General features: G+C 69.0%; 19 protein-coding genes, 1 tRNA gene and 1 pseudogene. 10 read left to right on the top strand and 11 right to left on the bottom strand.

Annotated features, from left to right (window positions below; all coding sequences use genetic code 11):
* Positions 1-404: 404 nt before the first annotated feature.
* Positions 405-1,523, bottom strand: a complete 1,119-nt coding sequence (locus ABZ371_RS01945; protein WP_358672630.1) for an NADH:flavin oxidoreductase — start codon at positions 1,521-1,523, stop codon at positions 405-407.
* 366 nt (positions 1,524-1,889) lie between these two features.
* Between ABZ371_RS01945 and ABZ371_RS01940 the strand changes: the two genes are divergently transcribed.
* From ABZ371_RS01940 to ABZ371_RS01930, 3 genes are all read left to right on the top strand, one after another.
* Positions 1,890-2,486 (top strand): hypothetical protein, encoded by a 597-nt coding sequence (locus ABZ371_RS01940; RefSeq protein WP_358672629.1) that lies wholly within the window; start codon positions 1,890-1,892, stop codon positions 2,484-2,486.
* Positions 2,487-3,537: 1,051 nt separating this feature from the next.
* The gene (locus ABZ371_RS01935) at positions 3,538-4,674 is read left to right on the top strand and encodes an endo-1,4-beta-xylanase (RefSeq protein ID WP_358672628.1); all 1,137 of its coding nucleotides are present in this window, start codon (positions 3,538-3,540) and stop codon (positions 4,672-4,674) included.
* A gap of 382 nt (positions 4,675-5,056) precedes the next feature.
* Positions 5,057-5,818, top strand: coding sequence for a polysaccharide deacetylase family protein (locus ABZ371_RS01930; protein ID WP_358672627.1), 762 nt, complete (start codon positions 5,057-5,059; stop codon positions 5,816-5,818).
* Positions 5,819-6,078: 260 nt separating this feature from the next.
* On the opposite strand, the gene ABZ371_RS01925 is transcribed toward ABZ371_RS01930, so the two are convergent.
* Positions 6,079-6,912, bottom strand: a complete 834-nt coding sequence (locus ABZ371_RS01925) for a PIG-L family deacetylase (protein ID WP_358672626.1) — start codon at positions 6,910-6,912, stop codon at positions 6,079-6,081.
* Positions 6,913-7,349: 437 nt separating this feature from the next.
* Positions 7,350-7,922, bottom strand: a complete 573-nt coding sequence (locus tag ABZ371_RS01920) for a VanZ family protein (protein WP_358672625.1) — start codon at positions 7,920-7,922, stop codon at positions 7,350-7,352.
* 148 nt (positions 7,923-8,070) lie between these two features.
* Here ABZ371_RS01920 and ABZ371_RS01915 point away from each other — a divergent pair, with 148 nt between their 5' ends.
* From ABZ371_RS01915 to ABZ371_RS01895, 5 genes are all read left to right on the top strand, one after another.
* Positions 8,071-9,279: a histidine kinase gene (locus ABZ371_RS01915; RefSeq protein ID WP_358672624.1), complete on the top strand. Its 1,209-nt coding sequence runs from the start codon at positions 8,071-8,073 to the stop codon at positions 9,277-9,279.
* The gene (locus ABZ371_RS01910; protein WP_358672623.1) at positions 9,261-9,926 is read left to right on the top strand and encodes a response regulator transcription factor; all 666 of its coding nucleotides are present in this window, start codon (positions 9,261-9,263) and stop codon (positions 9,924-9,926) included. Before ABZ371_RS01915 ends, ABZ371_RS01910 begins: the two co-directional genes overlap by 19 nt.
* A gap of 512 nt (positions 9,927-10,438) precedes the next feature.
* Entirely contained in the window at positions 10,439-11,548 is a 1,110-nt protein-coding gene (locus tag ABZ371_RS01905) for a hypothetical protein (protein ID WP_358672622.1), read from the top strand.
* A gap of 624 nt (positions 11,549-12,172) precedes the next feature.
* A complete protein-coding gene (locus tag ABZ371_RS01900; RefSeq protein WP_358672621.1) occupies positions 12,173-14,572 on the top strand; it encodes a PA14 domain-containing protein in 2,400 nt (799 codons plus the stop codon).
* Between the two features lie 43 nt (positions 14,573-14,615).
* Complete coding sequence (locus ABZ371_RS01895; protein ID WP_358672620.1) at positions 14,616-14,747, top strand: hypothetical protein; 132 nt, start codon at positions 14,616-14,618, stop codon at positions 14,745-14,747.
* A 552-nt stretch (positions 14,748-15,299) separates the two neighbouring features.
* On the opposite strand, the pseudogene ABZ371_RS01890 reads toward ABZ371_RS01895, so the two are convergent.
* The 7 genes and pseudogenes from ABZ371_RS01890 to ABZ371_RS01860 all read right to left on the bottom strand — a co-directional run bounded on the left by ABZ371_RS01890 (position 15,300) and on the right by ABZ371_RS01860 (position 21,075).
* Positions 15,300-15,972 (bottom strand): annotated as a pseudogene (locus tag ABZ371_RS01890) (nucleotidyl transferase AbiEii/AbiGii toxin family protein).
* Complete coding sequence (locus tag ABZ371_RS01885; protein ID WP_358672619.1) at positions 15,969-16,316, bottom strand: transcriptional regulator; 348 nt, start codon at positions 16,314-16,316, stop codon at positions 15,969-15,971. The pseudogene ABZ371_RS01890 and the gene ABZ371_RS01885 overlap by 4 nt, the downstream one beginning before the upstream one ends.
* A gap of 290 nt (positions 16,317-16,606) precedes the next feature.
* Positions 16,607-18,028, bottom strand: a complete 1,422-nt coding sequence (locus ABZ371_RS01880) for a DUF234 domain-containing protein (protein WP_358672618.1) — start codon at positions 18,026-18,028, stop codon at positions 16,607-16,609.
* 677 nt (positions 18,029-18,705) lie between these two features.
* Positions 18,706-19,107 carry a DNA-binding protein gene (locus tag ABZ371_RS01875; protein WP_358672617.1) on the bottom strand — a complete coding sequence of 134 codons (402 nt, stop codon included), beginning with the start codon at positions 19,105-19,107 and terminating at the stop codon, positions 18,706-18,708.
* A complete protein-coding gene (locus tag ABZ371_RS01870; RefSeq protein ID WP_358672616.1) occupies positions 19,104-19,352 on the bottom strand; it encodes a type II toxin-antitoxin system CcdA family antitoxin in 249 nt (82 codons plus the stop codon). Before ABZ371_RS01870 ends, ABZ371_RS01875 begins: the two co-directional genes overlap by 4 nt.
* A gap of 355 nt (positions 19,353-19,707) precedes the next feature.
* A complete protein-coding gene (locus ABZ371_RS01865; protein WP_358672615.1) occupies positions 19,708-20,457 on the bottom strand; it encodes an SDR family oxidoreductase in 750 nt (249 codons plus the stop codon).
* A gap of 544 nt (positions 20,458-21,001) precedes the next feature.
* Positions 21,002-21,075 (bottom strand) — tRNA-Gly (locus ABZ371_RS01860).
* A gap of 465 nt (positions 21,076-21,540) precedes the next feature.
* Between ABZ371_RS01860 and dcd the strand changes: the two genes are divergently transcribed.
* Both dcd and ABZ371_RS01850 read left to right on the top strand, forming a co-directional pair.
* Positions 21,541-22,116, top strand: coding sequence for a dCTP deaminase (gene dcd, locus ABZ371_RS01855; RefSeq protein ID WP_358672614.1), 576 nt, complete (start codon positions 21,541-21,543; stop codon positions 22,114-22,116).
* Positions 22,117-22,122: 6 nt separating this feature from the next.
* Entirely contained in the window at positions 22,123-22,623 is a 501-nt protein-coding gene (locus ABZ371_RS01850) for a phosphoribosyltransferase (RefSeq protein ID WP_358672613.1), read from the top strand.
* 84 nt (positions 22,624-22,707) lie between these two features.
* Here ABZ371_RS01850 and ABZ371_RS01845 read toward each other — a convergent pair whose 3' ends face one another.
* On the bottom strand, positions 22,708-23,640 hold the full coding sequence (locus tag ABZ371_RS01845; RefSeq protein ID WP_358672612.1) for a Yip1 family protein: 933 nt from the start codon (positions 23,638-23,640) through the stop codon (positions 22,708-22,710).
* Positions 23,641-23,753 lie beyond the last annotated feature (113 nt).

Genomic DNA, 23,753 nt, shown 5'->3' with positions numbered 1-23,753 from the left:
GAGAAACGGGGGGAAGGTGCGGTCCTCCGGAGGGCGGGGGACGGCTCATGCACCGAGGTCGCATCCACGCGGGAGTCACGGGGCGGCAGGAAAGCCGACGGCAGCGTGACGGGCTACGGCGGGGGCCGTACCGCGCGATGATCGCGGACCTCAGATGCGCAACGTCCACCTCTATCGGAGACGACAGGACTCGAAAACTGTACACCGGGTGCCGGTCCGCGCGTCCGGATTTCCGCGCTGCCCGGCGGCGTCCCGAAGCCGGGCAGCGCGCGGCCGGTCCCCGTGCCGCCACGCTCCGCGCGTGCGCCACGCCGGGCGGCTCCGGGGACGGCCGCCGGACGGGGTGGCTGTCCCCGGAGCGCCCGCACGCCCGTTGACGCGGAGGGTGTGCGGGCACGACCTGCTCAGCGCAGGACGCTCAGCATCTCGGCGGCGAACGGCGTGATGTCCCCGGTGCGCCCACCCAGGGTCTTCTCCGCCCACTCCGGGTCGGCGATCAGCGCACGCCCGACGGCGACCATGTCGAACTCGTCCCGCTCCAGGCGGCTCAGCAACTGCTCGACACCGGTGACGGCGGAGCCGTTGCCCCGGAAGGCGCCGAAGAAGTCCCCGTCCAGCCCGACGGAACCGACCGTGACCGTGGGCCTGCCGCTGATCTTCTTCATCCAGCCGGCGAGGTTCAGGTCGGAACCGTCGAACTCCGGCAGCCAGTAACGGCGGGTGGAGGCGTGGAACACGTCGACCCCGGCCTCGGCCAGCGGGGTCAGGAGCGCGTCCAGCTCCTCGGGCGTCCGCGCCAGCTTCGCGTCGTAGGAGTCCATCTTCCACTGGGACAGGCGGAAGAAGAGGGGGAAGGAGTCGGACACGGCCGCGCGGCAGGCCGCCACGATCTCGGCCGCGAAACGGGTACGGGAGACGAGGCTCCCGCCGTAGGCGTCGGTACGGTGATTGCTGCCGGACCAGAGGAACTGGTCGATCAGGTAACCGTGGGCCCCGTGCAGTTCGGCACCGTCGAAGCCGAGGCGCTCGGCGGTGGCCGCCGCGTCGGCGAACGCGGCGATGACGTCGTCCAGGTCCTTCTGCGTCATGGCGCGCCCCTTGGGTTCGCCCTTCAGCGAGATGCCCGAAGGCCCGACCGGCTCGGCGTCCACCACCGGCGGGGCGCCCTCCGCGCGGGTGACACCCACGTGCCAGAGCTGAGGAACGATCGCGCCCCCCGCCCTGTGCACGGAGTCCGCCACACCCGCCCAGCCCGCGAGCGCGTCCTCGCCGTGGAACCGCGGGACCCGGTCGCTCGTACCCGCGGAAGGGTGGTTGACGTAGGTGCCCTCGGTGATGATCAGACCCACGCCGCCTGCGGCCCGCCGGGCGTAGTAGTCGGCGACGTCCTGGCCCGGGACACCGTTCGGCGAGAACTGCCGTGTCATGGGTGCCATGGCGATCCGGTTGCGCGAGGTCAGTCCGCGCACCGTGAACGGGCGGGAGAGGGTGTCTGCTGAGCGGCCGGATGTCACGTCTGTCACGTCTGTCACTTCATGTCCTGTTCATCGGTGCGGGCGTGTCCACCCGTCGCCAACACCGGGGCGGAGCCTCGGCATCCCCCTCTTCACCGGTGTGGTGAAGGTCTCCCGACCCCCCGTGTGGCTCGCTGTCCGGAGATCACCGAGGGCGGGCCGTCAGCTGTCGAACACAGGCCGGCCTCCTGCGCACGTGCAGCCTTTCGCCGATGCTTCCGGAAAGGCTTTCCGTAGTTCTTCCGCGCCGATTACTCGAAGGATCGGCCCGTAATGTCGTAAGCGTGAAGATATGCGTAAAGGGCAAGTCGCTGATCATTTTCATGATAGAGTCTCGATGAATTCACAGGACGCCACGATCAAAAGGGGAATGGCGTGAACACCGAGAAGGTAACGGCTCGACGTCTTACGGCCGAGGACATTTCAGAGTTGGGCCTCCAGGACAGCATCTTCGTCTCGGCGGGGATGGATGGCCTTCCTCTCGACTGCTACGCCCCGGCTTTCCTCACGAAGCCGGGTGTGAATTTCGAGGGGGGAGTCTTCACCGCGAGGACGGTCTTCGGCGAGGAGGTCCATGTCCTGCCGGGGAACACCGAGGAGGGCGGGATCTGGGTCGCCGACAAGGCCGGTGAGGAGATCGAGGTCCTCCGGAGCGCCGGCGTCCTCCTGAACCTCGCCCTCTTCGTGCCGGACGGGAGCAAGGAGTCCCTGGACTCGCTCTACTCCGCCGCGCGGGAGGCCTTCGGCGCGGGAGTCGTCCAGCGCTGGAGCGAGGAGGTCGTCTCGGTGCCGGACGTGAAGGTCGACCTGTACGAGGAGCCTGCCCGGGCCCGGAAGAACTCGAGCCAGAACCGCGACCGCCGCGCCCTGGACATCTACCCGACCCGGGTGCGGTTCCTGGAGCCCAGCGAGGGCTGGAAGTTCGTGCTCGAACCGCACAAGGAGATCGTCGACGACACGCCGACGATCTGACCTGACGGCAGCCTAGGGGCGGACCGGCAGGGGAGGGCGGGCTCCGGAGCGGCGGTGGCCGGACGGGCACGGCCGTGGAGAGGGGCGGTTCCGGGGCGGGCATCTCGGATGCACCCGGCTTCCGGCGGACTCTCCCAAGGCGAAAGCGTGAAAAGAAACGAAGCCTCGGACCATCGGTCCGAGGCTTTCGCGCGAGGTGGGGGCCGAATAGGCCGACCCGACCTGACCCGACCGAATCGTTTGCTCTTATTCGGCTATCGGCAGTCAGGGTTCAGCGCAGAGGCGCACGACGTCTGTCTCCGTCCCGGTGATATTCAGATGGTATTCCGATGGGTGGTCTCCTGTTCCGGTCGCCTGCATCGAGCGGAATTTGGACACCGCAGTCGGGGCGGCAGGGTGCAGGCCCGAAATCCATGAGCGACAAAGATAGGCCCCGGTCGTCGGTCAGGGGCGTGCGCATGAATGATTCAAGGGAATCAATCACGCTCGGTGATCGTGGGAAGACCCCTTGCTGCGGGGGCTGGTGTGCGCGGCCACCATCCAGCCCCCGGCCTCAAGGCGCCGGCCGCCCACCGCTGCGGGCGTGGGGTGCGCCCGCTGTCGCCCCAGGCGGGAAGGGCGCCGACGCGCGCACGCCGTGCGGAACTCCCCGCGAGGCCCGCACCCGTTCCCGCACCCGCACCCGCACCCGCACCCGTTCCCGCACCCGCACCCGCACCCGTTCCCGCACCCGCACCCGCACCCGTTCCCGCACCCGCACCCGCACCCGTTCCCGCACCCGCACCCGTGCCCGTTCCCGCACCCGTGCCCGCACCCGCACCCGTGCCCGCACCCGAGGCTGTCAGCGAGCCCTCTGGGCATGCCACCTGCCGGTGTCCGCCCCCGACCGTCAGCACCGCCGTACCTCGGGTCCAGGAGCCTCTTCGCGGCGGCAGACATCCACACGGTGCACGGGTATTGACGTGCTCGCCGCAGAACTCATACCGTCCGGGCACGCATTCGGAAAGTTTACCGAAACTTTCGAAGGGCCGAACGAGATGAGAGTCGTCCGATGAGACACTTCCGCTTCATCACCGCCGCGTTCACAGCGGCAGCCCTGACGCTGCCCCTGGTGGCGACCTCGGCTTCGGCCGACCCGTCGCGCGGTCACCAGTCCTCCCCGCACGCGCACGCCAGGTACGACCGGCTGCGCCAGGCCGCTCCCGACGGATTCGTCGTAGGCACCGCGGTCGCGGGCGGCGGCCACCACCTCGAGCAGGACTACCCCGACCCGTTCACCTCGGACAAGGAGTACCGGAAGGTCCTGGGGCAGCAGTTCAGCTCCGTCTCCCCCGAGAACCAGATGAAGTGGGAGTACATCCACCCCGAGCAGAACCGCTACAACTTCGCGATGGCGGACGACATCGTCGACTTCGCCGAACGCCACCACCAGGTGGTGCGCGGGCACACGCTCCTGTGGCACAGCCAGAACCCGACGTGGCTGGAGGAGGGGGACTTCTCCGACACCGAACTGCGCACCATCCTGCGCAAGCACATCAAGACGGTCGTCGGCCGCTATGCCGGCCGCATCCAGCAGTGGGACGTGGCCAACGAGATCTTCGACGAGGCGGGCAACCTGCGTACCGAGGAGAACATCTGGATCCGCGAGCTGGGCCCGGGCATCATCGCCGACGCGTTCCGCTGGGCCCACGAGGCCGACCCGAAGGCGAAACTCTTCTTCAACGACTACGGCGTCGAGGACGTCAACGCCAAGACGGACGCCTACTACGAGCTCATCAAGGGCCTGCGCAAGCAGCGTGTACCCGTACACGGCTTCTCCTCGCAGGCCCACCTGAGCACGCGTTACGGCTTCCCGGGCGGTCTGGAAGACAGCCTGCGCCGGTTCGACGAGCTCGGGCTCGAGACGGCCATCACCGAGCTGGACGTGCGTATGGACCTGCCCGAGAGCGGGGAGCCCACCGGTGCGCAGCTGCGGCAGCAGGCCGACTACTACCAGCAGGCACTGTCCGCCTGCCTGGCTGTCGACGGCTGCGACTCCTTCACGATCTGGGGCTTCACCGACAAGTACTCCTGGGTCCCGGTCTTCTTCGAGGGAGAGGGCTCGGCGACGGTCATGACCGGGGAGTTCGTGCGCAAGCCCGCCTTCTTCGCCCTGCGGTCCGCCCTGCAGGAGGCGCGGAAGCACTGAAGGGATCCGACCGCGGCCCCGCACGTGTGCGGCGGTCGGACGGAGCCGGCCCGTGATGCGCGACCGGGCGCATGACCCGCCACCGGGGAATCCCGGCGGCGGGTCGTGCCGTCTCCGTGGAAGGACACCGAGAGCGGGAGTGCGGGCCGGCTCCCCGCACGGGAGGGGTGACGGAGGCCGAACCCACCGTCCGGGAGCGGCAGTCGGCCCGGTCCCCAGGCGGTCCGGGCCGCTCCGTCCTTCGTGTGTCGTGGAACTCCCGCGTTTGTCGCCGGCCTCCTGTGGATTCGTCCTCGATCGGTAACAGAGGCAGCCCGCACGGGCTTTCGTATGTCTTCATGAGTGCACGGCATCGGCGGAGACGACAAAGGGGCGGGCGGACATGGCACGGCACAAGGGGAGGGGATGGCACGGCCGGCTTCTCGCGGCGGGGCTCGGTGTGACCGTGGTGGCCGCTGCCGCCTCGGTGTGGACCGCTCAGGCCGACACCACCGGCGGACGGCAGCCGCAAGCGCCTGTCGCGGCGCCCGCCGTCCGGCCGGTCGCGGCGGAGATCGCCCACGCCTCCGACCACGGCCCCCGGGGCGTCAACATCACGATCGACGACGGACCCGACCCGGTCTGGACGCCGCAGGTGCTGCGACTGCTGAAGGACAGCGGCGTGAAGGCCACGTTCTGCATGGTGGGCACGCAGGCCCAGGCGTATCCGGACCTGGTCAAGGCGGTCGTCGCGGACGGCCACCGCCTGTGCGACCACACCGTTTCCCACGACACCGCCATGGACGCCCAGTCCGAGGCCTATCAGTCCCAGCAGATCCTCGACGCCGAACGCATGATCACCAAGGCGTCGGGAGGCGTCAAGCCGCAGTACTACCGGGCCCCGGGTGGTGCCTTCACCCCGTACAGCCGGCAGCTCGCCGCGTCCCGGGGCATGCGGCCGCTCGGCTGGAACGTCGACAGCAAGGACTTCGAGCGGCCCGGCGCGGACGCCATGGTCGCCACCGTCAAGAGGGAGATCGCCAACGGGCCGACCGTCCTCTTCCACGACGCGGGAGGGGATCGCTCCCAGACCGTGGCCGCCCTGCGCGAAGTCCTGCCCTGGCTGGAGCAGCAGGGCTACACCTTCGGCTTCCCCGTGCGGTGACCGTGCCCGGCTCCTGGGGCGCGGATCCGGAGGAGTACGGAGCGGCCGGCCACCCATACGGCGGGGCGGTCCGGCGTACGCGGCGTGGGCCGGCCCTCGGGCCAGGCAACTCACGGCCCGCCCGCCCACGGCTTCGCGGGAGGCGGGCGACGACGGCTGACGCGCCCTGAGCCGCGGGTCACCCGGGCCCCTGGCAGGTGCGGCGACCTGGCCGGCGGCGAACGGCGCCCGGAAGTGACCGCCCGGGCTGGGCGGGCCGGTCAGCGCAGTCCGGCGAAGAGATCGTCCTCGGGCAGGGGCGCGTCGGTGGCGTCCTTGACGCGTACGAAGGTCTCCGTCCCCATCAGTTCCCCGAACCTCTCCTTGCCCATCTTCAGGAAGAAGATGTTCTCGCCCTGACTGGCGTGAGCCGCCAGCGCGTCGAACTTCTGACCGCTGAACGCCACGGTGTCCACCCACGTGGTGATCTCGTCGTCGGGCAGTCCGATCTCGGCCATCGCGGCGGCCTCGGCGGGATCCGGCTCGGGCATGTCCTCCTGGAACTCGCGCATGGTCTCACCGAACCGCTGCATCATCGAGCGCGGCATCGTCGTCCAGTACACCTTCGGTGTCAGCCCGGTCCTCTCCAGCGCCGCCATCGTGATGCGGTGCGCCTGGATGTGGTCGGGGTGGCCGTAGAAGCCGTTCTCGTCGTAGGTGACGACCACGTCGGGCCGGTAGTGGAGCATGAGTTCCGCGAGCCGGGCGGCGCCCTCCTCCACCGGCGTCCGCCAGAACGATCCGGGGGCGTCGTTGCTCGGCCAGCCGATCATCCCCGAATCGGCATAGTCCAGCATCTCCAGATCGCTGATCCCGAGGACCGCACAGCTCGCATCGAGTTCCTTCCGGCGCATCGAGGCGACGGCCGCCGGGTCGTGCCCGGGATCCCCAGGCTTGACGCCTCCCGGTCCGTCACCGCAGCCGCCGTCGGTACACGTCACGAGAACCGTGCGGATTCCTTCCGCCGCGTACCGAGCGAGGACCCCTCCTGTTCCGGTGGCCTCGTCGTCGGGGTGGGCGTGTACTGCCATGAGTGTCAGCGGCCGGTCGGTCATGGAAAGGTCCTCCTGAGAACGGGAACCACGTCGTGGTCCGAGTGCGCGGTGGGCGTACCGCGACCCCGGGGCCCGTCCTGGCGGGGCGGACGACCCCGTGGTCTCCGCAGTCCCCGCCGTACGGCGCCGGTCCCTCGGCTGGTGCAACCGTGCAGGCCGGACCCACTGTTCCCGGCCAGGCCGCCCGACTTCCACGCATCGGCGTCCGCACGCGTACGGGTACCGGGCGGCAGCCGGGGTACGGCGCCACCTCGGTCCGGCTCCCCACCCTGGACGACGGCCGGTCCGCGACGCCGGAACGGCCCGCCGGGAGCAGCCGTCGTGACAGCGTTGACCGCAGCCGCACGGCAGGACCGCGCCACCTGCCCCCCGCCGGGCCAGAGGCGGTCGAGCCGCCTCGCCGCGGACCGGGAGATCTTCCCGGTCGTCGACCACGGTCATTCAACCGCGGACGAGGGAGACGGAGACGGAGCCACCTTGTCCAGCACACTGCGTGCGGCGGTCCCGCGCTGGGCGGCGCGCAGCACCACGTAACCGAGGAGACCGCCGGCGGTGTTGGCGATCACGTCGTTGACGTCGACGGCGCGACCGTTGGCGAGGACGATGTACTGGAGCAGTTGGACGACCTCGATGCTCAGACTGGTGAACGCGCAGGCCAGGACGGTGCGGCTGCGACCGAGGCGAGGGAGGAGCAGCGGCAGGACGAAGCCGAGCGGCACGAACATGATCACGTTGGGGGTCATGGAGACATCGGCCGTGACCAAGGGGATCGGCTGGATCTGCCCGATCCACTCCGCCTGGTTCCGGTAGTCACCGCCGTAGATCCACAGGGGGAAGAAGGTGAGCGAGGCGACCGCTACCGCGTAGAGCGCGGTGACGACGCGCAGCACCAGCGAGCCGCCTCGCCAGCCGGGGAGACCGCGTCGGTGGCGCACCGAGGCCATGACGGCGAAGACGGCGAGCGCGGGCCCGAGGATCACGGCGGTGGGAACGTGGATCTGGAAGTTCACGGGTGCTCCTGAAACTTGCGTACCGATCGTCTCGGGCGATCGTCGTCCGCTCAGGTGTCGCTGCGGATCTGCCGAAGGACGGAGTATCCGCGGCGCACTACGACTTTCGGCAGAGGGACTCCCGAACCCGGATACGTACGCTGCCCGTATGGATTCCCCGCACTTCGGCAGACGCTCCTCACGGACGCGTCGTGTCCTGTTCCGCCTCGGCGTCGTTCTCGTCGGGGCGGCCCTGGTGCTGGCCCTCGCCGCCGACTACCGCACCGGTGTCCACCGTTCCGTCCTCGCTCCCCAGGTACTCCTCTCGGCAGCCGCGCCCCTGCTCGCGCTCGCCGTCGGGGCGGTGCGCAGGTGGCGGAGGGAACCACGGCTCGTGGCGGGGGCCGGCGCACTGGCAGGGGCCGTGTCCCTCGGGTGCAGTGCGTGGATGCACGTCACCGCCGGGTCGCCGGAGACGCCGGCGGGGCACGCCGACGCCTACACGCTGTTCGAGATCACCGTGCTCATCGTGGTGCTGGTCCGCACCGTCCGGTACGGCGCCGCCCGGCCTGCCGTGGGGGCGTCCCTCCTCCTGTGCCTGGCCACGGTTCTGCGTCCGGTGGCAGTGGAAACGACGGAGGCCGGCCTCGTCCTGGCGCTGCTCTGTGCGTTCGCCGTCTGCGCCGGGTCGACCGGGGCACTCGTGGCCCGGCTGGCAGCTGTCGACCGGCGGCGTCACGCCGAGCAGGTGCGCCTGGAGCAGCGGCTCACCTTCGCCCGGGACCTGCACGACTTCGTCGCGCATCATGTGACGGGCATCGTCGTGCAGGCCCAGGGGGCCCGGGTGGTCGCGGCCGCCGAGCCGCAGATGGCGGTCTCGGCGCTGGGACAGATCGAAGGGGCGGCCTCGGAGGCGCTCCGGGCTCTGCGGCACATGGTGAGTGGACTCCGCACGGAGGCCACGTGCGCACCGGCGGGCGAGGCCGAACAGCTACGGGCTCTGGTCGGGACCTTCGCGTCGCGGGGTGCCGGATCCGTCCGGTTGGAGGAGGAGGGCCCCGTCGACAGTCTGCCGACAGCGCCCATGGCGGCCGTGCACCGGGTCACCATGGAGTCCCTGACGAACGTGCGCAAGCACGCGCCGGACTCCCGGCACGTCTCTGTGGTGCTCCGAGCCCTCCCCGGGTCGGTGGTGGTCGACATCATCAACGATCTGCCCGTGGTGGGGGCGCCGACGGCGGAGGGGTACGGTCTCGTCGGACTCGAGGAACGTGTCACCGCCGAAGGCGGCGTCTTCCAGGCGGGTCCCGACGGCAGCGGGCACTGGCGGGTGTGCGCCCGGATCCCCTTGGAGAGCGCGTGGAGGGACCGCCCGTGATCCGGGTGTTGCTCGCCGACGACCAGGAGATCGTCCGTACGGGCATGGCCATGATCCTTTCCGCCGAGGACGGCATCCATGTCGTCGCCCAGGCTCACGACGGCCTCCAAGCCCTGGAGATGGCGGAGCTGCACCGGCCGGACGTCGTCCTGATGGACATCCGGATGCCTCGCCTGGACGGCCTGGACGCCCTGCGCCACCTCACCCGCCCCCATGCCGCGCACCGGCCCCAGGTCGTGATGGTGACGACCTTCGACGACGAGGACTACCTGGCCCGCGCGGTGGCAGCGGGGGCCAGCGGATTCATCCTCAAGGACTCCGGTCCGCGCCTGCTGGCCGAGGCGGTCCGTGCGGCCGCGGCCGGTGACTCGCTGGTCAGTCCTTCGATCACCGTGCGGCTTCTGAGGCGGCTCCGAACCGCGCCCCGCGGTCCGGAGCCCGCGACCAAGCTCTCGCCGCGGGAGAAGCAGGTGGTCGTGTTGCTGGCCGAAGGCATGACCAACGCGGAGATCGCCGCGGCCCTCTCCATCACCGTGGGGACCGTCAAAACACACCTCACCCATGTGCAGTCCAAGCTCGGGGCGAGAAACCGCGTGGAGATCGCGGCCTGGGTCTGGCGAAACGGCCTGATCGGACGTGGGGCCTGAGGCCCCGGATCCTGCGCTGCCGGGAAGCCGGGGCGGCCGGTACCGCCCCGGGACCAGGCAGCGGGCAAGGTGCGGCCGGAGGCGGGGCGTGGGGCGTGGAGCGGCGGTGGTGGTGGAGGCGTCGGCCGGAAACAGGTGGGTTCCGGACAGGCCCTGCTGTGGTGTGTACCGAGGCAGGTGGGGCGGGAGGGGCGAGGAGACAGAGCAGTCGGCATGCCGGCGGCCGTGACGTCTGGTTCGCGCTGCGCACCGAGCGAACGGAGTGACCCCGCGTGCCCCAGCGGCGGGTGAGGCGAGCACCGAAACGGCTGACCGGCGGCGTCCTGCCGGACCTTACTTCTGGGACAGTTGGAAGCGAATATCGAACCACGGCACGCCGTCGGGGCACGCGCCCCGTCGTTCCGAAGAGCCGCAGAAGGGCTGAAGCCCAGGCCTGCGGCACGTGTCGGGCAATCGCACTCAAGCACCGGATCGCGCAGGCAGTACCGACCTCATCAACAGGAGGCACGCCCATGCACGTCCGCACCTCGTATCTGTCGAGCAGACCCGTCCGGGCCGTGACGCTCGTTCTGGGCATGGTGGCCGCTCTGCTGGCCGCAGCTCTTCCCGCAGCCGGCCCGGCACACGCCGCCGTGCCCGACCGCTGGGGCTTCGCATACCTGGACAACGCGACTCCGCCCGCAGGTTACGTGCCCGACCCCTCGCGCCAGTGGGGCAGTTGGGCCTCACCGTCCGCCAACCCCGTGAAGGTCGACCAGACCGGCCTCGGTTCGTACGTGGTGCATTTCCCGCTGATCGGCGGGCCGGGTGGCGTCGCCCACGCCACTGCGGTGAACAGTGCCGCCCACTGGTGCCAGATCGCCGACTGGAAGACCGCGGGGTCCGGTCAGGACGTGTACGTGAACTGCTACCTCCCCAGCGGCGCACCGGACAACTCCACCTTCACGGTTCTCTACACGAGCAGCAGTGGCCTGCCCACCACACCCTCCGGTTCGTACGGCTACGTGAACTCGGACAGCAGCGGCACCGTACTCACCCAGTACAACTCCACAGGCTCCACCAATGCGGTGAGCAAGGGCGCCACGGGCATCTGGAAGGCGTGGCTGCCCTCTCTCGGGCTGTCCGGTTACGCGGGTGACCTTCAGGCCACCGCGGTCGACCCGCGGCAGGGAGCGCGGTGCAAGGTGTCCGACTGGACACCGGGCACGGCGGGGCAGACGGTGATCGTCGCCTGCTACGACGCGTCGAACAAGCCGTACGACACCGAGTGGACTCTGAGCTACTCCTATCTGCGAGCGGTACACGGGCCGGCCTTTCCGCCGAAGTCCTTCGGGTACCTCTGGTACAACGGGTCGCTGCCCGCGCTGACCAACTACAACTCCAGCGGAGCCACCAACAGCCTCGGTGGCTCGGGAGCGCCCTTCACGGTCACCTTGCCGTCGGTGGCCGTCCCGTCGGACACCGCCCACGTCACCGCTTACGGACGCAGCGCCGACTACTGCGGCCTGTACAAGCCGTGGGACAGGACCGGTGGCTCCGTCCGGCTCTACGTGGCGTGCTTCGACCCCGGCGGAGCGCCGGTGAAGACGCCCTTCTTCGCGGCCTACACCTCGGCGTTCTGACCTGGGGCACAGCTACGACCGGAGCGCCCCCTGAAGCGCCCGGTTCGTCGCACTTCGGAGTCGCCGAGCGAGCGGCGCACGGCGGGGGGCAGATGCCGGCGTGCCGCACGTGCCGGCCCCGGCGGCCGGCCCGACCGGACGCGGCCCGGAAGTGGTCGAGCAGGAAGGCCGGGAAGGCGGCGCAGGTCCACCGGCATCCCTACCGAGTGGCGGCGGGAGACTGCCGGCGGGTCGGACCGGACGCACCGGGCTGCCCGTGAGAAGCGGTATGACCAGCAGAAGAACGGGCCGGGTGGCGCGGAGGCGGTGCGCGGTCTCTGAACGAGTCTGGACGACGACAAAGGCCCAGGTCGCTGACCTGGGCCTTTGTCTCAGAGCGGGTGACGAGGGCCGAACTCGCGCTCCGGCCGTGGTCCGGGTGAGGGCGGTGAGGTCTCCGGGAGCCGTGCTCGACCGCTCATGTCCACTCTGCTGGGCACGGATGGGGCACGGGAGTCGCTACGGAGACCGTGCCCGGCGTCTGAGCTGTCATGGCCGAGGCTCGTACAACCAACCGGCCCTCTCAGCTGTCTTGTTCGGCGACGTCTGATCGACATCGGCCGCCGAACAGGACTGAAGGACTTGATGAACCCAGCCAGACGCACGACCGCCACCGCCTTGGTTCTGGCCACGGCAGGCGGAGTGCTCTACGCCACCGCCGTACCTGCTTCCGCGGCGGTGAACTGTACTTCCCCCGTCTTCAAACGGCAGTTCTACGCGAACACCACGTTCTCGGGCACACCGAAGAGGACAGACTGCGATTCCGCGATCGACCAGAACTGGGGCAAGGGAGCACCCGTCTCCGGCGTGCCGTCCAACAACTTCGGCGTGCGCTGGTCGGTGACGCGCGACTTCGGCTCCGGTGGTCCCTTCGCGTTCACCGCCTCCGCCCAGGACGGAATGCGCGTCTACCTCGATGGCGTCCGGAAGATCAACGTCTGGAAGAACGTCTCCGCCACCGTCAAGAAGACGGTCAACCTGACGATCCCCGCGGGCAGGCACACGATCCGCTTCGACTTCGTCAACTGGACGGGTTCCGCGAACGCCAGGTTCGCCTACACGCCGCGCACCTCCGCCGCCTACGACAAGGTCAAGCCCCTCACCCCGACGGGCGCGGCCCTCTCGTACAACCCCACAACCGGCGCGGCCAAGCTCACCTGGACCAGGAGCAAGGAGATGGACCTGGCGAATTACCGGGTCTACCGGCGGCTGAAGGGCGCGCCGTACGGCAAGCAGCTCGCGACGACCACCGCCACGTCGTACACCGACAGCGCGCTGCCCAAGACCGGCGCGGCCTACTACTACGAGGTGCGGGCCGTCGACAAGGCGGGCCACGTATCCGGCGGCAGCTCCGACAAGCTCGTCACCACCGTCGACAGGACGCCGCCTGCCGCGCCCTTCGTCGAATGGGATGCCTGCCCGGCCGACCAGCCCTACGCGGCACCGGAGCTGGTCACCACCGCGGAGAACGCCGCCGACATCGCCCGGTACGAGATGCAGCGGCTCGACGCGACCACGAAGCGCTGGAGCACCGTCCACTCCGGCACCAAGGGTGCGATCTGCGACACCGGCTACCGGGCCGACGGCAGCAAGGTCACCTACCGGGGGCGGGCCCGGGACGCCGCCGGGAACTGGTCGGCGTACTCGGCCGCCACGACGTTCACCACCCCCGACCTGACCCCGCCCGCCGCCGTCACGGGGCTCCGTGCCGAGTACCGGTCGGGCGTTCCGCATTTGGTGTGGTCGCCCGTCACCGGGGCCGCCTCGTACCAGGTCCTCCAGTACGATCCGGCGACCGGCGGCTACGCCGACGCTCTTCCCGAGGGGAGCCCCACCGCCCGGACCTACGTGGTGCCGCGCCAGTCGGCCGCCGTCGCCGACAGCTACCGGTACGCGGTGCGCTCGCTGGACGCCAGGGGCAACCCTGCGGCGCCGGTGGAGATCACTCTGAAGTTGGCCGACCGTCCGGAGGCCATCCCCGCGTTCACCACCACTGCCAACACGTTCGACGAGGGTGTGATGGTCGAGTGGAGCAGCGTCGACCCGTGGACCGTCGACGAGTGGCCTCTTCCCACGTACAAGATCATCCGGACCGACACCGCGACCGGCGAGACCGACATCGTGGACCGGTGCAAGCCGAACAGCTCAGTGGACCAGGCGCTGGATGATCCGGACACGTACTGGACCTGGGCGGACGACGATGCTCCTCTGTCCGCCCGCAAACAGGTCAACGGCAGCTGCTGGGACGTCCAGGGCAAGTCGGAGACGACCTACGAGTACCGAGTCGTGACGACCGACCGGTACGGACACGTGTCGCAGGCCGGCCCGCCCGCCACGGAGACCACCCCGGACACCCAGCGTCCCGCCCCGGTCCAGGACCTGACCGCGGAACGAGTCCCGCTCGGCGTCCGGCTGACCTGGACGCCGCCCGCCGACACCGACGTCTCCGGCTACCGCGCGTGGCAGGGCGTCACCGACCCGGACAGCGGTGAGACGGTCTGGAAGAACAACTGCTGGACCGGCAGCTCCCTGCCCAGGACCGAAATCCTCTGCCCGACAGTGCCGGACGGCGCCACCCACGTCTACAAGGTGGCCGCGATGGACGATTACCGCGACGATCCACTCGGCGCCCTCCACCCCGCCGAGGTCTCGGTCACCCTGCCCGACACCCGGCCGCCGGGCTGGACGGAGACCGAGGTCCGTGAGGGTCAGTACCCGGATCTGTACGTCGGCTGCTCCGAAAGCTCCGGACTCGGGGACTGTTCCCGGTTCGCGAGCTACCGCGTGGAGCGCTGGGACCCCGTAACCGCCGCCTACGTCACCCTGGCGGAGAGCACGATGGGTGACGCCGCGTTCCACATGGACACCACGGTGCACGAGGACCGGCTCGGCCTGTACTACTACCGCGTCGTACGCCTCGACGCCTCGGGCGTCGAGGCCGCGACCCGATCGACGGCGTACGGCATCTGGGACTCCTGGCTCTGACCGGACGCGGGAGGGGACCGAAGGGTTCTTCGGTCCCCTCCCCATGCTGGGCGACGAGCGGTTCGACCGGCCGCAGGACTTCGACCTGGGCGTGTACCGGGTCTCCTACCTCGATGACTGCCAGGCCCGCTGCTATGTCGGCACAGCCACCGTCCGCCTTTCCCCCTGGAAATGACGGCGCTTGCTCGGCAGCGTTCGCCCTTGCGGTGGCGAGGTCCTTCGGCTCCGCCGCGACCGCTGGCGGTGACGACGGATGGGTCGAGGTGGTCATCCCGGTCGAGGGCACCGAGCACGCCTGCTGCGAGTTGCTGAGGCTCGGAGGGACGTCGAGGTCGTTGCACGACGTGCCGAACTCCGCCAGGTCGTGGCCGCCACAGCGATACTCGCCCGAGCCCACGAGAACAAGGGGCCAGGTGGTGCGCAGGTGGTGCGCGACGCCGGGGGAAGTCCGGGCACCGACGAATCCCCAGGTCCATGACCTGGGGATTCGTGAAAGAGCGGGTGACGAGAATCGAACTCGCGCTCCGAGCTTGGGAATCAGCGGTTCTTGGGCAGACGCAGTGCCTTTGACCTGCATGTTGGTCTGGGCGGGGCGAGGTTGGCGCGGTCTCTGGGCACTGCTCTTGACCGCTTGTTGTCCGCTCCGAAGGGCACGGATGGGGCCCGGTCGCTGAGGTCTGAGCAGCCTGATGTGCATCCTGCTGAGCGCCCGGGCTCTATGCAGCCATCAGTCTTCGTGCGGAGCTTCCAGTTCTTGGAGTCGTTCGCCGATGTCGTCGCCCCATGCCTGTGCCCACTGCCGTAGCCCGGTGATGGCTTGCTCGTCGAGGCCGTAGGCGGCGAATTCTGTGTCGTCGATCCAGTCGGATCCGCCCAGTCGGGCTTGCAACTCGCTCAGCTCGAAGGAGTCGCGCGCATGGCGCCGCCCGAGCTCTTCGAGTTCGACATTGCTCCAGCGGTCCGCAGCGGCCTGCACGTCGATCAGGTCCCTGGCGAGTCCGCGGTCGGCGAGTGCGCGGACCTTGGTCCCGACGACATCTTCGAGGGACAGCACCAAGCCGTGCTCTGTGTGTACGGGTGGCCGCCAGAGTGCTTCCTTGAGGACGTCGACCTCGCACTCTTCACGGCTGACGGGATCGGTGACGATCAGGCGTGGGAGAGCGGGTCTGTTTCCAGAGCGCGCTGACCTGCCACCCGCGTTGTTCCAGGCCAGCGCGCACGGCAGCAGCGATGTCCTCCATGCGATCGGGGTTCTCGGTCGCGACGTCGAGGTCTTGGCTGAGCCGGTCGACCAGGCCGTGGGCCTGAACCGCGTAGCCGCCGGTAAGCGCCAGAGGGTATGCACCGCCTACGGCGAGCACATCTGCAAGCAAGCGACGGTGCAGGTCGGTACATTTCACGCAGCGGCCCGGGCGCTGCGAGCCAACTCGTCGAAGGAGCGTTCCCAGACTTCACGAACATCGCGGCTGATCAGTGTGCGCAGTGTGGGCCACAAGCTGACGAGGAGGCCGCGATTGAGATATCGGACCAGATCATCGTGCTGGCCCTCGGCCAGGACGATGCGGTAGCAGCTCATCCGCAGTCGAGGCTGATCGAGGTCGAACGTGGTCAGTCCCGACCATGCCAGGTGGAGCGGCAGGCTTACTGTGCCGTGCTCGGGGCCTGCAAGCTCGGACAGCGCTGCGGGCACACGCCGGGCGAACTTGGCACGGCGGAGATCGGAAAGACTGGGCTGTGATGCCATACCTCGATTATCCAGGGAGAGGCCACCGGGACCGACCGGACGGTGACAAGGTGCGGCATACAAAGAAGCCCCCGGCCGCTGGCGGCCTGGGGCTTTCTCGTGGAGCGGGTGACGAGAATCGAACTTATCAACGGTTCTCATACGGCTGTAGTGACTCTGACCTGCATGTTTGGCCGGGCCGGGCAAGGTCGATGTGGTCTCTGGGCACCGGGCTTGACCGCTGTTGTCCGCTCCGAAGGGCACGGATGGGGCAGGAACGCGGTCACTGCGGGGAAACGGCCCTTGGCGTGTCACGCCCAAGCGGTGATGAGGTCGTCGGGGGTGAGGCTGAGGATGCCGTTGGCGTTGCTTCCGCTGCGGGCGACGGCGAGCAGGGGGGTGGAGTCGTCGGTGCCGGGCAGTTGTGAGCGGTGGGTGACGAGGCGGGCGAGGTCGCGGTTGTCGAAGGGTTTATTCTCCAGCCACTTGATGGATCCGACGAAGGTGATCTTCTTGGCGATAGGAGATCGGTCGGCGCCGACGAGGTCGATTTCAGGATCGTTGGTGCGGGTCCAGTAGCCGCCGATCACATTGGTGGCCTCGGGCAGCCGGTCGTCGGTCAGGCGCCACAGGGCCTCGCGGATCACAGGTTCGACGGCGCGGCCCCGCCAGGACGTCCAACTGGTGCGGATCGATTCGAGTACACGGTCTCCACGCCCGCGCTCGATCATGGGGATGCCGGGCCCGAGGAAAGAGAGCCAGAAGCGCAGGTACGGATCGGTGACGCGGTAGCGGCTCTCGCGGCTCGGCCTGGTGGACAGTGGAAGGTCGGCCGCCACCATGCGTCGGCTGGTGAGGAGCTCCAGGGAACGTTTCAGAGAGCCTGGATTGAGGTCGCCGGCTGCCCGGCCGATCAGGGTGAAGGTGCGTTCCCCGTGTCCGATGGCACTCAGCACGGTGCGGGCCTGTGCCTCGGTGGGGAACTCGGCGGCCAGAGTGCGCTCGCCGCTGACGAGGAGGGCGGACGTCGGACGGACCAGCGCCTGCTCCAGGTAGTCCCAGAGGGTGGCACCCGGAGGCCATTCCTCAAGGATGAGCGGGAGGCCGCCAGAGACCAGGAAGGCGTCGAACGCCTCAGCCGGCGGGAGGCCGAGCATGGCGGCGACCTCGGTCGGATTGAGCGGAGGTACGACCATCTCGGTGCCACGCTGGTAGAAGGGGCGACCGTAGGTGTTCAGCTGCTCCATCATTGCGATGTCCGAGCCGATGAGGACGAGCAGTACGGGGAGCCTGGACAACGTCCGGTCGAATGCCTTCTGCAGCGCGCCCTCGAAAGTGGGGTCCTCGCGTACGAGGTAGGGCATCTCGTCGAGCACGACCACGCTGGGCGTGTCCTGAGGTAGGACACTGGCGAGCAGGCTCAAAGCCGCGTCCCAAGTCTGCGGGGTGGCGAAGTCCGCGACGCGGCCGGCGTCGGGGAGTGGAGAGACGGCGAGCTCGGCGGCGAATCCTGCCAGGTCCTCGGCCTTCGAGCCGCCTACTGCGGTGAAGAAGACATGAGGAAGCCTGGAGCGTTCCAGGAACTCCTCCACGAGCCGGGACTTGCCGACGCGTCGGCGCCCTCGGATCAGTACGGCGCGCCCGGGCCGCCCGCTGCGTCCGCCGGTCCGTACAGGGGCCAGCAGGTCATCAAGAAGGCCGAGCTCCGTACGACGCCCAACGAATCCGTTCACAGGTTCCACCTCGCCGATCGTTCGTTCTCCGCAGAGGCAGGTTACTTTCCTAAATGAAAGTTGCGCAAATGCAATGCTTCCTCGCGGTTGTTGCCGACGTCCCGTGAGACTGGGAGAAGATCAAGGCTGGCTTGCACGCAGTGGGCCCGTGTTATGGCACGCCAACTCGCCGGCTCCCGGGGTTGATCGACGTCAGTGGCGGGCGCCGGGTGCCGGGAGGTGTGCGTGACAGGGCTGCGTCCGCGCGCCTCCGGCAGTCGACGCATGCCGACGCGCCAGACCGGACTCGCCTTGTAGATGTTGTTTGTAGCCAGGCTCGGGGCGTGATGGCCGGGCGGAAGGGCGCTGAACAGCGGGAAGGGGGTAACAGCGAGAAGGGGGTCAAGGTGCGGAGGTGGTACGGGATGGTCAGGCCGGTCTGAACAACAAGAAAGCCCCCAGCCGCTGGCCGGGGGCTCTTTCATGGAGCGGGTAACGCGAATCGAACTCGCGCTCTGAGCATGGGAGTCCACGGTTCTCGGGCTGCTGGAGGGGCTCTGACCTGCGGTTTCGGATTGGGCGGGTGAATCACTCTCGGTCTCTGGGAGCCGTATCTGACCGCGGTTGTCCGCTCTGCTGGGCACGGATGGGGCACGAGAGCTGGCAGTGCGACGCGTGCTCCGGGGCGGGCCGACTGGTCAGAGGGCGATGGTGCGGACTTGGTTGCCGCAAAGCTTGGCCATGTCATCGCTGTCGGACGTCAGCAGGGCGACGGGTCTCGGCTGGCGGAGCGCGACCTCGGCGACCGTGGCGTCAATGGCGTACTTGTGCCCGTGCAGCCCGGCGCCTTTGAGGAGCTCAGCCGCCGCTTTCGCCGCCTGCTCGGTGACGGGCTCCACTTTGAGCCGGGACAGGGCCCAGTTCATGCGGGGCATGTTGGTACGGGAGTGGGCTACTTCCACGATGGTGTTCGCCCCGATCACCAGGTCGGCTCCCATGTCGTGGAAGACCTGCAGCATCGCGAGGAGCTTGCGGTCCTGCGCGATCCAGGCGGAGAGTCCTTCCGAGTCCAGGACGACGGTTTCGATGCGTTCGCTCACGCGGCGTCCGCGCCCGTGGAGGAGCTGGCGGAGCCGAAGATCTTCGCGTGGGCCTCGGCGAGTTCCTCGTCGGTGAAGCGTCCGTGCTCTTCTTCATGCCGGCGAAGGTCGTCGCCCAGAAGCTGGTGGCGGATCTGGCGGGCCACGGCTTCCGCTACATAGCCGGAGACGTTGTCCGTGAGCTTGCGGAGCTCCGCCACCTGGTCACTGGGGAGCGTGACGGTGATGCGAGTCGTGGAGGGCATACGCCGAGCATACTGGAGTATGCGCGCGGTGGCCTGTGCAATACGGACCATCGCCACTCTCCGTGATGTCGCCGTGCAGTATGGAGGGGACGCCACACGCCATCTCCCACGTGAAAAGCTGGCGAATCCTCACCAAGCTCCGCCTCGACACCCGCGACGCCACCACGCTGCTGCGGGCACTGCTCGTTCTTACGAACCACGAAGCCCCCGCTGACAGACGGGTCACCATCGGCTCCCGCCGGCGACCAGCGACTTCCAGGTTAACGATCTTCAATGGCGAGACCTCCCTGCCGGCGCAGCGAGTGCGGAGTCGGGCTGGTCGCGTGCGGGACGGCTGCGAACCAGTGACGAGCCGTCACCGCCCCAGTGTTGCGCCCCCGTTCACATGCACGATCTGCGCCGTCATGTACGCCGCTTCAGGTGACGCCACGTAGTGCACCGCGGCGGCGATGTCCGAGGGGCGGCCCGCCTGGCCCGTCAGTGACTGCTTGGTCCGGGCGGCGACGAACTCGGGCGTGGCCCGGTCGCCGAAGAACTCGGTGTCGGCGACAAAGCCTGGAGCGACCGCGTTCACGGTGATGCCCTGCGGGCCGAGCTTCTGCGCCAGGTCGACGGTGTAGGCGTTGACGGTGGCCTTGGAGCCGCCGTACGAACCGGGGCCGCGCAGCGCGGCGATGGACGACATCTGGATGATCCGCCCGCCGGGCCGGGTGAGGTGGGGCAGCAATCCTTCGGTGAGCAGCACGGCGGTGAGCACGTTGGCCTCGAAGTTGCGGCGGAAGCTGTCCGCGACGCCTTCGAGGGTGCCGTCGTGGGCCGGTGCGACGTTGCCGCCAGCGTTGGCGACGATCACGTCGACCTGCGCGCCGCCCGCAGTGCAGAACTCCACGGCTCTGCGGGCCTGGCCGGGATCGCTCAGATCGGCGGCGACCCAGGAGGCCGTTCCCGCACCATGCGCGGCGTCGAGTTCTCCGGCGGCCTTCTCCAGGGGCTCCTCGCGCCGCCCGATGAGGACGACGTGGTCGCCGTCCGCCGCAAAGACCTCGGCCACCGCCCGCCCGATCCCCGTACCGCCACCCGACACCACGACCTTGCGCTGCCCCACGACCCCACCCCATGTCCTCGTGTATGAACGATGGTCACATCTCTGTACGGGGACGGTACGACCGCCGGTCTTCGGCGTCAACGGGCAGGTGCCGCAGGCTCTTCACCCGGAGGACGGAGCACAGATCCGTTCCAACATGCCCACATCCGCCCCTTCGCCCCAGGCCACCGATCCGGAACGGATCACAAGCGGCCGTTGCCCTATCGATCTTGAGTGCGGTGTGACCGAGCTGGCTGACAGGTCGGTGATTCCGCGGTTGTTGTGCATGAAGGCAGGGCCCCTGGTGCAGTTCGGGGTTGCTGAGGCTCGAGTGTGCCAGGGGGTCCCGTTGTCTTTGTTGTGCGTGCCGGTTCCTGTGCATTTCAGCTCGTGCGACAGGTCGTGCGATTGTCGCGCTCACCGGTTCGAGAACGCGGCCGATCGATTCGGCCCGCAGGGCCTCTACGCGCTGAGCGGCGATGTGTCTGGCATGGATATGACACGAGGTGCCTGAACTGGTCCAGACAGCAAAGAAGCCCCCGGCCGTTGGCCTGGGGCTTTTTCATGGAGCGGGTGACGAGAATCGAACTCGCGCTCTGAGCTTGGGAAGCTCATGTTCTACCATTAAACTACACCCGCGAAGCGCGCCGATGATCGGCAGTGCAACGCCGCACACTCTACCCCATCGCAGGCCCCCGGCGAATGCGCCCTGGGGCCTGTCGGTCGTGCGGAGGGTGGACGCGGGTGTGGTGGGCGGGAGTTGGGGGCGTAGCGTGGGTGGGCGGAGTGCCGCCTGGAGTGGCGCCCTGTTCATCCCCTAATGTGGCGGTCTCGTCCATGGCTGGTTGGGGAAGGGACTTGATGGAGTCGATGGAACGCACCGTCGTCCGCTGTGCCGAAGGGCATGTTTTCGCTACCTCGTCGTTCCCGATGCAGCAGCTCGGGGCCGCGCGGATCGGCCCCGGGCGGTTGTTGCGCTGCCCGCGTTGTGCCCGGTTGAGGCAGGCCGTTCCGGTGGTGGCGGTACGGCGGTAAAGGGCGTGGGAGCAGGCGCGCGGGCGGTCCGGTTGGGGCGGGCTCGCGCGTTCTGCGTATCCTCGGTGCGTGCTTCTCTCAGATAAGGACCTCCGGGCCGAGATCGATGCCGGGCGGGTTCGCATTGACCCGTTCGACGCCTCGATGGTGCAGCCTTCGAGCATCGATGTGCGGCTGGACCGCTACTTCCGGGTGTTCGAGAACCACCGCTATCCGCATATCGATCCCGCCGTGGAGCAGGCCGACCTCACCCGTCAGGTCGAGCCCGAGGCGGACGAGGCATTCATCCTCCATCCGGGGGAGTTCGTGCTGGCGTCGACGTACGAGGTCATCTCGCTGCCCGACGATCTCGCCTCGCGGCTGGAGGGCAAGAGTTCGCTGGGGCGCCTCGGGCTGGTGACGCACTCGACGGCCGGCTTCATCGATCCCGGGTTCTCCGGTCATGTGACGCTGGAGCTGTCCAATCTGGCGACGCTGCCGATAAAGCTGTGGCCCGGGATGAAGATCGGGCAGTTGTGCATGTTCCGGCTGACCTCGCCTTCCGAGTTCCCGTACGGGTCGGAGCGGTACGGGTCGCGTTATCAGGGTCAGCGGGGGCCCACCGCCTCGCGTTCGTTCATGAACTTCCATCGGACTCAGGTGTGATGCCGCATGACTGGTGAGACGCGGGAGAATCTGACGTACGAGGGCTTCGGCCGGGCCGTGCGTGAGCTGGCGCAGACGATCGCCGACGACGGTTACGAGCCGGACGTCGTGCTGAGTATCGCGCGGGGCGGGGTCTTCGTGGCCGGTGGGCTCGCGTACGCCCTGGACTGCAAGAACATCCACCTGGTGAACGTGGAGTTCTACACGGGGGTCGGCACGACCCTGGACATGCCCGTGATGCTGGCGCCCGTCCCCAACGCGATCGACTTCACGCGGAAGAAGGTGCTCATCGCCGACGACGTCGCCGACACCGGCAAGACGCTGAAGCTGGTCCGCGACTTCTGCATCGACCATGTGGCCGAGGTGCGCAGCGCGGTCATCTACGAGAAGCCGCAGTCGCTCGTGAAGTGCGAGTACGTGTGGAAGAAGACCGATCAGTGGATCAACTTCCCGTGGAGCGTCGAGAAGCCGGTGGTGCGGCGTGAGGGCCAGGTGTTCGACGCGTAGGCCGCGCTCCGGGCGTGTGTGGGGCAGACGTGTGAGGGGCCGCGGTGCGTGCAGCACCGCGGCCCCTCACGTGTGGGCGTCCGGTCAGATCGTGCCGAGCTTGATGATCGAGAGCAGTGCGATCAGCTGGATGGCGGAGGCTCCGAGCGCCTTCGGCCACGGCAAGTCGTGCGACTTGCTCACCATCGAGGTGAACAGGGCCCCGGCGGCCAGCCAGGTGATCCAGCCGAGGATCTGCACCAGCGAGTTCTCGCCGCCGAGGAACAGGGCGAAGACCAGGCGGGGCGCGTCCGTGATGGACATGATCAGCATGGACAGGCCCACGGTCGGCTGCCACGCCCCCGTGCCGCCGAGCTGGCGGGCCAGGGTGTGCGTGACGGCGCCGAGGACCAGGCCGCCGATGACGAAGCCGATGCCCGTGAAGACGACGTACGGGGCGGCCGTCGAGACCTCCGCGTGGATCGCCTCGTCGCGGGCCTGGTCGAAGCCGAACAGCGCGAGCAGCCCGTACACGAACGTGACGACGATGGCGGTGCCCCAGACGGGGTAGTCGCGCATCTGCCAGAACGTCTGACCCGGGCGCAGCACGAGGCCGCTCAGCAGCTGCTTCCAGTGCAGGCGGGGCCCCGACGGGTGCGCGGGGGCCTGGCCGGCCTGGTAGGTGTTGCCGTCGCCGTAGGGGTCCTCGTCGATGCTGAACGCCTGGGTGTGCCCGGGGGCGTTGGCGTAGGGGTCCTGGCGGGCGGGCTGCTGGTACGGATCGCCGAAGTACTCCGGCTCGCCGTGTCCGCCCCCGCTTCCGCGCCCCTGGCCGCCCCCGTGCCCGTTGCCGCCGTGCCCGCCGCTGTACGGGGCGCCCTGAGGGCCGCCGTACGGCGTGCCGCCGCCTCCCGTGGGGGGCCACGACTGCTGGCCGTACGGCGGCGGCGGTGCCTGCGTGCCGTACGGCTGTTGCCGCTGCGGGTGTTGTTGCGGTGTGCGGTTGTCCCGGCCGCGTCCGATCCTGAATCCAGCCACGTATCGAACGTACCTGGTCCATGTGGGTGCGGTGTGAGGGCCGGGGCAACCGGGGCCCTTTGCGGCCTAGCTGTGACATCCCCTAGGGGGACCCCGGGGGGCCTGCCCCCGCC

Origin of the sequence: Streptomyces sp. NPDC005899, from assembly GCF_040629645.1 — a bacterium.
Classification (GTDB): Bacteria; Actinomycetota; Actinomycetes; order Streptomycetales; family Streptomycetaceae; genus Streptomyces.
This window is presented reverse-complemented; position numbering and strand designations above follow the sequence as displayed.